General features: G+C 56.3%; 13 protein-coding genes. 3 read left to right on the top strand and 10 right to left on the bottom strand.

Annotated elements, in window-relative coordinates; all coding sequences use genetic code 11:
• Positions 1 to 385 precede the first annotated feature (385 nt).
• The 8 genes from AC6CHQ_RS13660 to AC6CHQ_RS13625 all read right to left on the bottom strand — a co-directional run bounded on the left by AC6CHQ_RS13660 (position 386) and on the right by AC6CHQ_RS13625 (position 8,665).
• Positions 386 to 2,746 (bottom strand): penicillin acylase family protein, encoded by a 2,361-nt coding sequence (locus AC6CHQ_RS13660; RefSeq protein ID WP_424237684.1) that lies wholly within the window; start codon positions 2,744 to 2,746, stop codon positions 386 to 388.
• Positions 2,747 to 2,844: 98 nt separating this feature from the next.
• Complete coding sequence (locus AC6CHQ_RS13655) at positions 2,845 to 3,255, bottom strand: Na+/H+ antiporter subunit G (protein WP_251239484.1); 411 nt, start codon at positions 3,253 to 3,255, stop codon at positions 2,845 to 2,847.
• The gene (locus AC6CHQ_RS13650; RefSeq protein ID WP_251239485.1) at positions 3,233 to 3,517 is read right to left on the bottom strand and encodes a Na(+)/H(+) antiporter subunit F1; all 285 of its coding nucleotides are present in this window, start codon (positions 3,515 to 3,517) and stop codon (positions 3,233 to 3,235) included. Before AC6CHQ_RS13650 ends, AC6CHQ_RS13655 begins: the two co-directional genes overlap by 23 nt.
• The gene (locus AC6CHQ_RS13645) at positions 3,517 to 4,035 is read right to left on the bottom strand and encodes a Na+/H+ antiporter subunit E (protein ID WP_251239486.1); all 519 of its coding nucleotides are present in this window, start codon (positions 4,033 to 4,035) and stop codon (positions 3,517 to 3,519) included. The genes AC6CHQ_RS13650 and AC6CHQ_RS13645 overlap by 1 nt, the downstream gene beginning before the upstream one ends.
• Positions 4,032 to 5,519, bottom strand: a complete 1,488-nt coding sequence (locus tag AC6CHQ_RS13640; RefSeq protein WP_251239487.1) for a Na+/H+ antiporter subunit D — start codon at positions 5,517 to 5,519, stop codon at positions 4,032 to 4,034. The genes AC6CHQ_RS13645 and AC6CHQ_RS13640 overlap by 4 nt, the downstream gene beginning before the upstream one ends.
• On the bottom strand, positions 5,512 to 5,850 hold the full coding sequence (locus AC6CHQ_RS13635; protein ID WP_251239488.1) for a Na(+)/H(+) antiporter subunit C: 339 nt from the start codon (positions 5,848 to 5,850) through the stop codon (positions 5,512 to 5,514). Before AC6CHQ_RS13635 ends, AC6CHQ_RS13640 begins: the two co-directional genes overlap by 8 nt.
• Before the next feature lie 3 nt (positions 5,851 to 5,853).
• Entirely contained in the window at positions 5,854 to 6,276 is a 423-nt protein-coding gene (locus AC6CHQ_RS13630) for a Na(+)/H(+) antiporter subunit B (protein ID WP_251239489.1), read from the bottom strand.
• Entirely contained in the window at positions 6,263 to 8,665 is a 2,403-nt protein-coding gene (locus tag AC6CHQ_RS13625) for a Na+/H+ antiporter subunit A (RefSeq protein WP_498081827.1), read from the bottom strand. The genes AC6CHQ_RS13630 and AC6CHQ_RS13625 overlap by 14 nt, the downstream gene beginning before the upstream one ends.
• 342 nt (positions 8,666 to 9,007) lie before the next feature.
• Here AC6CHQ_RS13625 and AC6CHQ_RS13620 point away from each other — a divergent pair, with 342 nt between their 5' ends.
• Positions 9,008 to 9,691, top strand: a complete 684-nt coding sequence (locus AC6CHQ_RS13620) for an adenine nucleotide alpha hydrolase family protein (protein ID WP_092055333.1) — start codon at positions 9,008 to 9,010, stop codon at positions 9,689 to 9,691.
• A gap of 108 nt (positions 9,692 to 9,799) precedes the next feature.
• On the opposite strand, the gene murB is transcribed toward AC6CHQ_RS13620, so the two are convergent.
• Positions 9,800 to 10,711: a UDP-N-acetylmuramate dehydrogenase gene (gene murB / locus AC6CHQ_RS13615; protein WP_498081826.1), complete on the bottom strand. Its 912-nt coding sequence runs from the start codon at positions 10,709 to 10,711 to the stop codon at positions 9,800 to 9,802.
• 210 nt (positions 10,712 to 10,921) lie between these two features.
• On the opposite strand from murB, the gene AC6CHQ_RS13610 reads away from it, so the two are divergent.
• Positions 10,922 to 11,494 (top strand): YceI family protein, encoded by a 573-nt coding sequence (locus tag AC6CHQ_RS13610; RefSeq protein ID WP_498081825.1) that lies wholly within the window; start codon positions 10,922 to 10,924, stop codon positions 11,492 to 11,494.
• Positions 11,495 to 11,584: 90 nt separating this feature from the next.
• Here AC6CHQ_RS13610 and AC6CHQ_RS13605 read toward each other — a convergent pair whose 3' ends face one another.
• Entirely contained in the window at positions 11,585 to 12,223 is a 639-nt protein-coding gene (locus AC6CHQ_RS13605; RefSeq protein WP_498081824.1) for a DsbA family oxidoreductase, read from the bottom strand.
• A 116-nt stretch (positions 12,224 to 12,339) separates the two neighbouring features.
• Here AC6CHQ_RS13605 and AC6CHQ_RS13600 point away from each other — a divergent pair, with 116 nt between their 5' ends.
• A complete protein-coding gene (locus AC6CHQ_RS13600; RefSeq protein WP_498081823.1) occupies positions 12,340 to 13,713 on the top strand; it encodes an FAD-dependent oxidoreductase in 1,374 nt (457 codons plus the stop codon).
• Positions 13,714 to 13,803: the final 90 nt, after the last annotated feature.

Genomic DNA, 13,803 nt, shown 5'->3' with positions numbered 1-13,803 from the left:
GCAGCCCTTATTGCAACTTCTGACTCCTTATTTCAAGTCGGGGCCCCTTACTGCAAGTTGGGACCCCTTGTTGCAACTCCCGGCTCCTTATCGCAAGTTGGAGCCCCATATGGCAAATCGGCGACCCATGCGGCATATCCGGACTCCATGTGGCAAATCGGAGACCCATGCGGCATATCCGGACTCCATGTGGCAAATCGGCGACCCATGCGGCATATCCGGACTCCATGTGGCGAATCGGCAGCCCATGCGGCAAATCGGAGACCCATGTGGCATATCCGGACTCCATGTGGCGAATCGGCAGCCTATGCGGCAAATCAGTGCGCCATATCGCAAATCCGCACCACTTGGTGCAACTCCCGCCCTTGATTGCCGCTCCACTTCTTTACGGAAGCAGCTTCAGCTCGTCGCCTTCTGCGGTCCCGTCGATCCGGGTTTCGTGATAGTCGCCTTTTACCCAGTCGTCCACCTGGTCATGGAACCAGCCGGATTTGACATGGCCGCTCTGGCCGGGGCCGACGATGTGCCACGTGCCGGACAGGTCGGACAGGTCGGCGACGAACCGCCAGGATGCGCCGTGGTCGGCGGTGCCGTCGTAGTTGAATCCGGCGGCCTGTACGGTGATGTGCGAGCCGGAGACCGGCGTGCGCGGCGGATTCAGGTACCGCTCCAGGATCGGCGAGGCGCCGCCGACCGGGTGCGGGAAGACGAGCTGGTGATAGTCGCCCCATTTCCAGTTGTCCGCATCATCCCCGTAGGCGTCCGCGATTGACATGACTGCGCGCTTGAACGAATCTGTGACCCAGGCGTCCACGCCGCCGTAACCCGTCACCCAGGCACCCGGACTTCCGGCGTAGGCCTGCCTCATCATTTCATCGGTGATGTGGTTCTTGCCCGGCATGAGGTCATAGACATCCCCAGGCATGGAGGGGCGCAGCATAGTCCTCGGCAATTGCTGGATCCACCTGTGGAAGATCAGCGGCGCGCCGAGGTCCTTGTCATCTTCGAGGTTCCAGTCTTCCAGCATCCGGACGGCGGATGCGTATTCTTCCGCCGCGCCCGTCGCCTTTAGCGAGCCGATCATGTCATCCAGAAACTCCCGGGCGTACAGGTTCTTCACATCCATTTGCAGCGCCATCATATCCTCAGGGGTCAGGTCATCGCCCTCCCGGAGCACTTCTGCAATCCGCTCGTAACGGTAAGGCTGTGCCCAGAATTGGGTGATGTGGTACGGATAGTCCTCCCCGATGACCTGGTTATTCGCTGTGGCGATAAATCCTTCTTCCGGGTTCACGGCACGCGGCAATTCGTCATACGGGATATAGCCCTCCCAGCCGTATTCCGGCGAATCGCCCGGGACCGGCAGCTGTCCGTCCCCTTTTTTGCGGATCGGGATGTTGCCGTTCGCCTTGTAGGCGATCGTGCCATCCTTGGCAGCGAAGACGAAGTTCTGCGCCGGCGCGTTAAAGTTTTCCAGTGCCTTCTCGAACTCATCCCAGCCAGAAGCTTTATTGTACGTCAGGACGGCCTCAAGCTCCCGGGTCTGCTCAAGCGCCGTCCACTGCATCGACAGCACGGCACCCGGTCCCGTTTCCTCCAGCATCAGATCCGAGATGACCGGTCCGCGCCTCGTCGTCACCACCCGGAAGTCCACCGTCTCCCCGTCCTTCACACGGATCGGTTCATCCCGTACCACTGCCTGCTCCCACTTTCCGTCATAGAGGAACTGCGTCGGATCGTCCGGGTTCGGCTGTTCGATATACAGATCCTGCACATCCGGGCCGACGTTTGTCACACCCCAGGCGATCTCCTCGTTGTGGCCGAGGATGATGCCCGGGATGCCGCCGAATATGACACCTGCGACATTCTGCTCTGGTGATTCCAGGTGCATCTCATACCAGATGGACGGCGTCGTCAGTCCCAGATGCGGGTCGTCGGCGAGAAGCGGCTTGCCGGTCGCTGTCTTGTCACCCGAAACGACCCAGTTGTTGCTTCCATTGAACTCAGGCGGTATCAGTGAGGCATCAAATGCTCCGGCAACTTGGACCGGGTTCGCGCGGTTCGCTTCAATGATGGAGGGTGCATCCTCCGGATAATGGATAAACAGCTCCTCCATCTTTTCGCCGTCAAATTTATTTACCGCCCAGTGCCGGAATGCCAGCGCCTGCCAATGGCCCCCAAGGTCGTAGGCCATGAATTTTCCGATTGTGAGGGAATCCAGCGGCGTCCACTCCTCCGGCTCGTACCCGAGCAGGCTGAATTCATACGGCAGGCTGCCTTCTTGATTCGCCTCGTCGATATAGGCGTTCACCCCTTCGGCGAACCACCCAAGCACCTGTCTTGCTTCCTCCCCGTATCCCTCGTGAGACTGCTCAGCCGCATGCCGGAGGCTGAACGTGCGGAACAGCTTGTCGGATGGCACTGCTGCCTCACCGACCACTTCCGCCAGCCTGCCGGAAGCCTGCCTTCTGGCCAGATCCATCTGGAACATCCTGTCCTGCGCCTGGACATACCCTTGTGCCCTGTACAGGTCGGCATCTGATTCAGCGCGGATATGCGGCACACCCTTTCCGTCACGTACAACCGTGACCTCTGAATCCAGCACCGGCACGCGGAGCTCGCCTTCCGTGACAGGAGCGGACCTACCTATGTAAACGTTTACGAAAATCAGTGCGGCAACACCCAATACCACAACCGCCCCCGCCGCATACAAGGCGAAGCGCAACCACCTCGGCCACTTGCTCATTCCAACATCCCCCCTGACCAAAAGATTCTCCCTTTACCTGAGAAATCCTTCCCGCCCCTCATGAAGCACTCATTAGAAAAAGCAGATCCGGACGGCCATCAGCCATCGGATCTGCTTTCATTTTCCTTTTCGGGTTTTTTCTTTGCTTCCTTCTCTTTCCTGGCTTCCTTTGCTTCCTCCAGCTCATCGCCTTGAGAAATGTCGGCCAGCCTGACGCCCGACCTGTGCGCGGCCCGGATGATGACGTGGCCGGCTACAGGAGCCGTCAGAAAGACGAAGATGATGCCGAGCAGGAGTCGGACACTGATAAATCGGTCGACCGCCCAAAAATAAAGAAAGGCGCCAAGCAAGGAAAGCAGGACGGCAAGCGTCGAGCTTTTCGTCGCCGCGTGGGAGCGTGTGTACACATCGGGCAAACGAATGATGCCGATCGCACTGATGACACTCATTATCCCGCCCGTGACCATGAGGATCGCCGCGACGTATTCAACGATTGTGTCTGCGTTCAACGATGATCCCCCTCTCTATGTACTTTGAGAAAGCGATTGTCCCGATAAAGCTCAGGATGCCGAGGATCAGGATCACTTCCATGAAAGCCTTTGTGAGGAGGATACAGGACACGACCGCAATGGATGCCAGCAGATTCACACCGATCATATCAAGCGCGATGACGCGGTCCGGCTTAGACGGACCCTTGATGATCCGATAGACTGCGATCAGGATTGTGAACGAAAACAGCACCAACGAGATGAGCATGAGGATATTCACCATTATCTCGTCACCTCCATGATCGCTTTTTCAAAATTCTTCAACTGGCTGATGAGCGCTTCCTTCGAGGTGTCAAGATCCATCGCATGGATGTAGAGTCCCTGCCCGTCTTCGGTCACTTCCATAACGACCGAACCCGGAGTGAGTGTCAGCAGCAGGGAGAGCATGGTGACTTCCACATCACTCTCAAGAATCGTGTCATACCGGAAAATTCCGGGACGGATTTTCAATGTCGGGCTCAAAATCTGCGTGATGACGGACATGCTCGACATGATGAGCTCCCGGATAAAGATCAGGATAAGCTTGATGATGGCGAACAGCTTGCGCAGATAGAACTGCGTACCGAAGAACCGGTGCATAAAGAACACGATAAAGATCCCGACGATAAATCCGGCGATGAATGTCGTTGCCCGGAACTGATCCTCATCGAGAAGCAGCATCCAGAGAAACGCGATGAACAGGTTCAGGAGGAACTGGGCGGCCGTCGCCCCGAATCCCTCGTCTCCGGCAAACTTGTTCATGACTCCACCTCCCCGAGGACAGCGTCAATGTAGAGGCCAGGGTTTGCCATCACTCGGGCTGCATCGGATACGAACGGCTCCAGCGCCTGCGCACCGACCCCGATGCCGATTGTCAGAACCCCGAGAATTGCAATAGGAATCAGCCGCCTCGCAGGATAAAGACGCTGGTCTTCCCGGTTGATGATCGTCTCGCCCCAGAAGCAGTTCATGAAGATCCTGAGCATCGAATACAGCACGATGAGGCTCGATGCGAAACCGATAAAGAGAAGGAAGTAATTCCCGCCCTCGACTGCACCGAGTCCGACATACATCTTGCCGATGAATCCGCTGAGCGGCGGAATTCCGGCCAGGCCGAGCGTGGTGAGGAAAAGCAGCCAGCCGAGAACCGGATAGTTCCGGATCAGGCCGCTCATTTCGGTGATTTTCGTTTTGCCGGTCAGGTAGACCATCGCCCCGACGATCAGGAAGAGGATCCCTTTGATGACCATGTCATGAATGAGGTAGAAAACGGAACCCTTGAACGCTTCCTCATTAAAGACAGCCAGGCCCAGGACCATGAATCCGACCGCGATGATGACGTTGTACGAAGCAATCTGGCGGATGTCGGTATAGGCGACCGCACCGAGACAGCCGGCGATGATCGTCACGACCGCCATCGTGCCGATGATGGTGCCCATTATGAAGTCATCATGATAGAACATGAGGGTGAACGTCCTGAACATCGCGTACACGCCGACTTTCGTGAGGAGTGCTGCAAACAGCGCGGCAATCGGGCCAGGCGGCGAGCTGTACGAACCCGGCAGCCAGAAGTACAGGAAAAGCCCGGCCTTCAGCGCGAAGACGATCAGGAACACGACCGCCACAGCGCTGAGGAGCGGACCCTGCCCGGCTTCCGCCACGCGGACGGAAACGTGGGCCATGTTGAGCGTGCCGACCGTCCCGTAAAGGAATGCCAGTGCGACGAGGAAAAACCAGGAAGCCACCACGTTGATCGCGACGTACTTCATCGATTCCGCCAGTCGGACCTTGCCGCCTCCTAGCGTAATAAGCACATACGAAGCGAGCAGCATGACTTCAAAACAGACGAACAGGTTGAACATATCCCCTGTCAGGAACGAACCGTTGACACCCGCGACAAGGAAGAAGGCAAACGGATAAAAGAACATGTTCTCCATCCTGCGCTCCGTCGCCGTAAAGGAATAGGCGATGATTAGCGTAGAGACTACCGAGGCCGTGAGCACCATAAGTGCGGAGAAGGAATCTCCGACGAACAAAATGCCGAACGGCGGCGCCCATCCGCCAAAATCGAGCCTGAGGATGCCTTCGTCACTGATGCGGAAAAGAATCCGGCCGGCGACAGCAACCAAAGCGAGGAGAGACAGGAAACTTACAATTTTCTGCGCCTTTACGGAAGGCCGCAGGAAAAACAGCACAAATCCGGTGAGCAACGGGAGCAGCATCGGGAGGACTAAGATATTATTCACGGTCAATCCTCCTGATCGTGTTCATGTTGTCGGATCCGCTTTCCTCGTACGTCCGGTAAGCCAGCACGAGCAGGAGAGCGGTCGTCGCAAAGCTGATGACGATCGCCGTCAGGATCAGTGCCTGCGGCAGCGCATCTGCATACGGACCGTCGGACTCCCGGAGGAGCGGCACCCCGCCTTCCCCCGCTCCGCCCATCGTGATGAGGAGAAGGTGGACGGCATGCGACAGGACGGCGGTGCCGAGGATGATGCGGATCATATTGCGGGACAGCAGCAGATAGACCGCTACGGTCACGAGAATGCCCACCAGTATGGTCATATGGAATTCCATCTGCTACACGTCCTTACTGATACTCAAGATAATGGTGACGACCGTGCCGATGACCGTGAGTGCGACCCCGGCTTCGAAGATCGTCACGGTAGCGAGTTCGGTCAGTCCGAAGATCGGCAGGTCAAAATAGCCGAAGCCCTGCGTCAGGAAAGGCTTGCCCAACACGGCTGCCCCGGTACCTGACAAGACGGATACCATCGCTCCGAACGCCGCAATCTTGCGGAAGTCGAATGGCACGCCCTGATGGACGGTTTCGATATCGAAGACCACATACAGGAGGACAAGCGCGGAAGACAGCACAAGCCCTCCGACAAAGCCGCCTCCAGGATTGTGGTGCCCCGACAGGAACAGCTCCACACCGAAGGTCAGGATGATAAAGACAACTGCACGGGTGACAGTCCGGAGAATCACATCATTTTCCTTCAATGTCATCCCCTCCTTTCTTCGGCTTGAGGGCGATCAGCGTATAGACACCGATGCCCGCGATAAAGAGGACCACGACTTCCAGCATCGTATCGAACGCACGGAAGTCGCCGAGGATGGCGTTGACGATGTTGCTGCCGCCCGCAAGCTTGTAGGAATCCTCGAAATATCCCGAGATTGATTCGTAGACGTCATACCCTTGGACAGTCAGGCCAAACGCGGTGACCAGCGTACCGGCGCCGATCGCGATGATTCCGTTGACGACTTTGGTCCGGAGCGGAGAATCTTCTGGCTTCCATTCGGGAAGGAAGTGGAAGCACAGCAGGAACAGCACCGTCGTCACCGTTTCAATCACCGTTTGCGTAAGTGCAAGGTCCGGTGCCCGGAAAAAGACGAAAAAGATGGCGACAGAGTATCCGAGCACTCCGTTCAGAAGGGTCGCCGTAATACGGGACCGGACAAACAGCATCGAGATCGCTGCAAACGCCATGATGATGACAAATGATATCTCGAAAATTCCGACCGGCCCCCTGCTGAAGTCAGGATCGAAAGCCCCGGTCAGGAAAAGCATCCCGCCGACAGTAACAAGGAAGAACAGGTAGATGAAGGCAAAATAGTCACGGCTTCTTCCGGTCATATATAGATCAGTGAGGATCGTGGAGCCTGCCTCCCCGGCTCCGAGCATGCTTCGGTATATGGAGTCCATCGTCCAGCGAAACGGCGCGACACGGTAAATCTTCTTCCAGTGGCGGAACGTAATGAACAGCAGCAGGCCAAGAGCGATGACTCCGAATGTCATGAGAAGTGGCAGGTTAAATCCATGCCACGCCTCTATTTCCGGAACAAGATCCGTCTGCCGGGAAAGCTCCGGGAACATGACGGACATTGCGGGACCGATCACATATTTGCCGACCACGTTCGGGAAAAAGAAGATCACGATGACCAGCGCAGCAAGAATGCCGGGAGCGACCAGCATCCCTTTTGGCGCCTCGTGCGGTACGCGGTCGATCTTCTCGGGCTGTGATGGGCCCAGGAATGTCCGGTAGACGATGATCGTGCAGTAGACGAATGTAAAGACACTCGCGAGCCAGCCGATAACCGGGAAGAGCACCTCGGCTCCGCCGGCAAACGGCTGGCCGGACGCGATGTCCACAGCTGCCCCGAAGAACATCTCCTTGCTCAGGAATCCGTTGAACGGCGGCAATCCCGCCATCGAGAAGCTGCCGATCACAGCAAAGGTGAACGTCACCGGCATAAAGGACATGAGACCTCCGAGACGGCGGATGTCCCGCGTCCCGATTTCATGGTCGACAATCCCCACGACCATGAAAAGGAGCCCCTTGAAGGTCGAATGGTTGAGCAGATAGAAAAATGCTGCAAATCCGGCGGCCGCATAAGCTGTCGGATCTCCCGCGGCAGAATCAGACAACGCCACTGACCCGAAACCGAGCAGGCTCATGATCAGGCCGAGCTGGCTGATTGTGGAATAAGCGAGCAAGGCCTTTAAATCGTTCTGCTTCATCGCATTGAACGCGCCCCACAGCAGCGTAATGATCCCGGCAATGCTCAGTGACCAGAACCAGGATTCAAGGCCGCCGAACAGAGGCGTGAACAGCGCGACCAGGTAAATCCCTGCCTTGACCATCGTAGCGGAGTGCAGATAGGCGCTGACCGGTGTCGGTGCTTCCATCGCGTCGGGAAGCCAGATGTGGAAAGGGAACTGGACCGACTTGGTGAACGCCCCCAGGAGAATGAGCACCATCGCAGGAATAAGCAACGGCGCCCCGGAAAGTGATTCCCGCATCCCGATGATTTCGCTGATGCTGAACGTCCCTGTCATGAAGTAGAGCATGAGGAAGCCGGCGAGCATCGACACGCCTCCCATGACCGTGATAAGCATCGCCTTCTGGGCCCCGTATCGGGAACCTTTCCGGTGATACCAGAACGCAATCAGAAGAAACGACGAGATGCTCGTCAGCTCCCAGAACGTATAAAGAAGCATCAGATTATCTGAAAAGACGACGCCGAGCATGGCGCCCATGAATAATAGCAGGTAGACATAGAAGTGACCGAGTGATTCCCTCGGTGAGAGGTAATAAATAGAATAGAGGGCGACCAGTGTGCCGACCCCGGTGATGAGGAGTGCAAAAATCATGCCGAGACCATCAATCCGGACGGCCAAGTCGATTCCGGCATCCGGAATCCAGGCATAGGAAGCGGAGACGATCTCTCCATCCGCGACCCTCGGGATAAGCCGGACAAGGGTGGCAAAGAGAATAAGCGGCACCGCCATGACATACCAGCCGATCAGGCGATCGCCGATCAGACGGTGGACCGGCGGCAGGAGCGCTGCCATAATGAATGGGAAAAAGATGACAAATACAGCGTACATGGGAACCTCCAATCAGGTCGTGAGCACCTTCCGGGCAAGCCGCCTTGACGTAACGGCCGGCAGGGCGCATAATATGGTGCAACAGCGTCCGGAACCCTTCCGGGAGCCTCGGACTGCAGTTATGTATAAAGGGCATGCGAAACACAGCGGCCGCATTTCTGCGGCACTGATTTCCCACTTAAAAGTATACAGGAAATCCGCCCTATTCGCACATCATGTCCACTGCCAGCCGGTCAGGTTGTGTTTTTCTCTGGGATGTCTTATAATGTCTTGGCTTTCGAAGTAGGCGCCGGGCACTGTCCCGGCAGCCCAGTTATTATGAACAAGAGGTGACTCACCGCCATGTTGAAAAAGCCGGGAATGGATGAGTGCATTCTCGTTTGTGTCTATTATGGCCCGAACGGCGAGCGGCTGATCCGGAGAGGCCATAAAATGGCCAGCATGCTCAATTGCCCGTTTTATATCCTGACGGTCGATCCCCTGCCGTTCGACCAGTTTGATGCCGACAAGTCCGAATACGTGGAGCGATGGCAGGAACTCTCGGAGGAACTCGGCGCACAGGCGTTCATCCTCCGGGACAGCGAGCGGTTGCCTTCCGCCAAGGTCATCAAGGAAGTGGCCTATGACAAGAATGTAACCCAGATCGTCATCGGCCAGACCGCACAGAGCCGGTGGGAGGAAATCACCAAGGGATCATTCATCAACGTCCTGCTCCGTGAAATTCCGTTCGCCGACCTGCATGTCGTCTCCGTCGCCAGGACCATCAAGTCCGTGGAAGAGGACATGTATGAAAAAGGCGTCCGCGCGTACCTGATCAAGGACGGCGAAGACTACCGCGTCAGCTTCACCCAGTCGAAAGGCTGCGAATTCGAAGGGATCTTCTTCAAGGAGATCGGGACCGATTTCAATAACGGCATCTTCAAATTCATGCATGACCACAAGATGTGCCAGGTGCATGTGGATGATGACCGAATTGAAGAATCACGTACCGTCGAACGCATGGCGGAGGAAAAACACGTTCAATAAAGAAAGCGGCTGTCCATGGCGGGCAGCCGCTTTTTTTGCAGCGTCCATGCAACGGACGCCTTTTAAAACAGGGAGCGCGGACCGATGTCCGCGCTCCCTTGCTGTCTATTATTCTTCCCCGACAATCTTCACTTCGAGCTCGAGGTCGACACCGAAGTTGTCTTTGACCGCTTCGCGGACCATCTCGATCGTGCGGATGTAGTCGGTAGCCGTTGCACCGTTTTTATTGACGATGAATCCTGCGTGCTTGGTCGATACTTCCGCACCCCCGAAGCCTTTGCCCTGTAAGCCGGAATCCTGGATCAGCTTGCCGGCAAAGTAACCCGGAGGACGCTTGAACACACTGCCCGCGGAAGGAAACTCAAGCGGTTGCTTGGATTCGCGCTGGTGCGTAAGATCCGCGACCTTCGCATCGATCTCCCCCTGCTCGCCTTCCTCAAGCAGGAATTCCGCTGATAGGACATAATATCCTTTTTTCGCGATCACACTCGTCCGGTAGCCAAGTTCCAGCTCCTCCTTGGAGAGCACCAGACGCTCCCCTTCAGGCGTCAGGACCGTACAGCGGTGGATGATGTCCTTGATCTCGCCGCCGTAGGCACCGGCGTTCATGACCATCGCGCCGCCGACAGAACCCGGAATCCCACAGGCAAATTCAAAACCGGTGAGGCCGAGAGCCGCAGACTGCCGTGAGACATCCTTGATGTCCGCCCCGCTCTCTGCGTACACGGACTTGCCGTCGAAGCGGATCTCATTCAGTTCAGACAGGTTCAGCACGATTCCGCGGACGCCACCATCCCGGACGACCATATTCGAACCGTTCCCGAGCAGGAGCACCGGGATCCCGTTTTCATGCGCGTAGCGGACGACCGCCTGAACACCTTCTTCCGTCTTCGGGTCACAGAACAGGTCCGCGCGCCCGCCCATCCGGGTCATCGTATGAAGGGAAAGAGATTCATCTATTTTCACGTGTGCATCGCCGATGATCTTTTTTAAGTCATCAGCCCATTGCTGTTTGCTCATTGGATTGCCATTCCTTTCAGAGGCTCTCCGCCTTGCCGCGGCGGGTCTCTTACTCTCTAATCGTCATTCACAATTATATAGTATGCTGTCTGCCCGGCGTTTTGACAAGTCGAACCCGTCAGCCCCAAAAGCAGAATCGCTTTGGTTGACTTGTTCGGAAAATTGCCTTAAATTCAAATTATTACGGTACCAATAAAAGGAGGAGTTCCATTGGCAAATACGAAATGGCAGATTGACGCGGCGCACTCTCATGTAACATTTACGGTGAAGCACATGATGATCTCGAAGGTCCGGGGATCGTTCGGCAAGTTTAACGCAGAGGTCGAGGCGGATCCTGAGGATCTTTCCAGTGCCTCTCTTAAGTTCACGATTGATGTGAACTCGATCGACACGGACAGCGAGGACCGCGACAATCACCTCCGCTCTGCAGACTTCTTCGATACGGAGAACCATCCGGAGATCACTTTCGTCTCGACCGACATCCAGCCAGACGGAGACGATGAATACAAAGTGACAGGTGACCTGACGATCAAGGGAGAAACCAAATCCGTCACGCTTGAAGCCGAGTACGAAGGCCGGGCGAAGAACCCTTGGGGCCAGGAAGTCGTCGCATTCTCAGTGGACGGTAAGATCAACCGCAAAGACTTCGGCCTCACTTGGAACCAGGCGCTCGAAACCGGGGGCGTCCTCGTCGGTGAAGACGTGAAGATTCATCTGGACCTGGAGGCGACCGAGGAACAGCCTCAAACAGAAGAAGCAGAAGAAGAAAGCCTCGAATCCTAATTGTTCAAAACGGCCGCCCGTTAATGGGCGGCCGTTTTTTTGCATTAGAAAAGCCGCATCCATCCATTAGAATGCGGCAGGTTCGGCATTTCATGACTCTTCTTCAGCAACTTGCCGAAGTGCCTGCTCAAACACTTCATCGGGCTGGGCACCAGAAATGGCGTATTTGCGGTTGATTACGAAAAACGGGACGCCCTGCACACCGAGCTGACGAGCTTCTTCGATATCCGCCCGGACGTCTTTTTCATAGCGATCAGACTTAAGGACTGCCTCTGCCTCGGCACGCTCGAGCCCCGTCTCTTCAGCGATGTCCGCAAGAACTTCTTTCAGTCCAATTTTCCGGTTTTCGATAAAGTAAGCACGAAGCAGATTTTCCGAAATCTGGTCCGCCTTCCCCTGCTCTTCAGCCCATTTTGCAAGTCTGTGGGCACTGAAGGTATTGGCCGGGCGCATTTTGGAGAAGTTGTACTCGAGACCGACTTCTTTGGCAGCGGCTGTGACATTGGCCGTCATGCCTTCCGCCTGGGCCTCGGTCGTGCCATATTTCCCGGCCAGCACGGAAACCATCGACTGCTCAGATGTTTCCGGAGAATGCGGGTCCAGCTCATAGCTTTTGAAAATGACCTCCGCTCCGGCACCCAAGCCCGTCTTCTCGAGGGCTTGTTCCAGTTTCCGTTTGCCGATATAGCAGAACGGGCAAACATAATCAGACCATACTTCTATTTTCACGTCACCGATCCCCTTCCGTTTTGTCTGTCTTCATTGTAGGGGGATGCTGAGCACGCGACAAGGAATCCGCCCGGCAGAACGCGGGGCAGAACGACAAGTGATTGGAGGATTTACCATTGAATGAACCACTTTGGCTCGACACGGGTTATCCGCGGGATCAGTATCCGGAAGCAGCCGGCTCGCTTCGCTGTGATGTATGTATCATTGGCGGTGGTATCGGAGGAATTGCCGCGGCCGAGCAGCTCGCGAAGGCCGGAAAGGATGTCATCGTCCTGGAGAAGGACCGCATCTTCGGCTCCACGACAAGCCACTCGACAGGAAAAGTGACCGCCCAGCATGACATCATCTATTCCAAGCTGATCAAGCAGTTTGACCTGGAAACTGCACGGACCTATTACCAGGCGAATGAGCGCGCTGTGCGCAGGGCACGGGAGATTGCCCGTGATGACGAAGCCCGCCCTCTTGACTCCATCCTCTATGCCCGCACCCCTCTCGGCACCGAAAACCTCCGAAAGGAATGGGAAGCCTACAAGGAAATCGGCATCCAGGGCGCGTTCGTCAATGAGACGGAACTGCCATTCACCGTTGAGAGCGCTCTGTCGATGCATGACGAACTGCAGATCCATCCTCTCCGCTTCGGCCAGCGCCTCGCACGGATGGCAGCGGATGCGGGTGCCCGCATCTATGAAAACTCCGCCGTTAGGAAGATGAACTTCAAGAAGCGGTTCGTGGAGCTTGAAAACGGCGCTGACGTCACCTTCAATGAACTGATTATCTGCACCCACTATCCGCTGGTCGGCTTCCAAAACCTGAACATCATGAAACTCCAGGTTAATCGCTCCTATATTGCCGCCGCCAAGGTTTCGAAGGAGCTGAAAAACCAGTATCTCGGCGTGGACGCCGACTCCTTGTCGATCCGGACTGCGGGAATCGACGGCCAGGCCTACCTGATGGTCTCTGGCAGCAGCCACCTGGCCGGCATGAAGGAGGACACCGGCGAAAACTACGGTGAACTCTCCGAGCATCTCAGGAAACAGTTCGGTGTAACCGAAGTCTCCCACCGCTGGTCGGCCCAGGACCCACAGACGCCCGATTATGTTCCATACATCGGCCGCATCACGGAAGACCTGCCCCATATCTATATCAGCACCGGCTTCCGGAAGTGGGGGCTGTCCGGTTCGCTTGCAGGGTCTGAAGTGCTACGAGACCTGATCATCGGCCGGCCAAACGAAGCGACTCAATTGTACAGCCCCGGCCGAACCGGCTTCGGCGCGAAACTTCTGCAGGGCATCAAGGTATCCGGTCTGGTCACCGGCGAGTTGGCTACAGGCTATACGGTCCGGCTGGATACGCCGACCTGCACCCATATGGGCTGCAAAACCAGATGGAACGAGGGCGACCGCACGTGGGACTGCCCATGCCACGGCTCCAGATTCCGGGAAGACGGCTCGGTGCTGGAAGGCCCCGCGACGAGGCCCCTCAAACTGTAAATGAATCTCGGGGCTGTCCAATAAGTCCCTAAAATAAAGCAGACGGAGAAAAACGAGTTGTTTTTTCTCCGCCTGTTTTTGTTTTTTATG

It is taken from the genome of Bhargavaea sp. GQ12, from assembly GCF_059758705.1.
The sequence above is the reverse complement of the archived record's forward strand: the minus strand, read 5'-3'. Positions and strand labels throughout refer to the sequence as shown.

Coding starts and splice junctions, on each gene's coding strand:
- AC6CHQ_RS13660 (WP_424237684.1), bottom strand. CDS start 2,746: ATGAGCAAGTGGCCGAGGTGGTTGCGCTTCGCCTTGTATGCGGCGGGG.
- AC6CHQ_RS13650 (WP_251239485.1), bottom strand. CDS start 3,517: ATGGTGAATATCCTCATGCTCATCTCGTTGGTGCTGTTTTCGTTCACA.
- AC6CHQ_RS13645 (WP_251239486.1), bottom strand. CDS start 4,035: ATGAACAAGTTTGCCGGAGACGAGGGATTCGGGGCGACGGCCGCCCAG.
- AC6CHQ_RS13635 (WP_251239488.1), bottom strand. CDS start 5,850: ATGGAATTCCATATGACCATACTGGTGGGCATTCTCGTGACCGTAGCG.
- AC6CHQ_RS13625 (WP_498081827.1), bottom strand. CDS start 8,665: ATGTACGCTGTATTTGTCATCTTTTTCCCATTCATTATGGCAGCGCTC.
- AC6CHQ_RS13620 (WP_092055333.1), top strand. CDS start 9,008: ATGTTGAAAAAGCCGGGAATGGATGAGTGCATTCTCGTTTGTGTCTAT.
- murB (WP_498081826.1), bottom strand. CDS start 10,711: ATGAGCAAACAGCAATGGGCTGATGACTTAAAAAAGATCATCGGCGAT.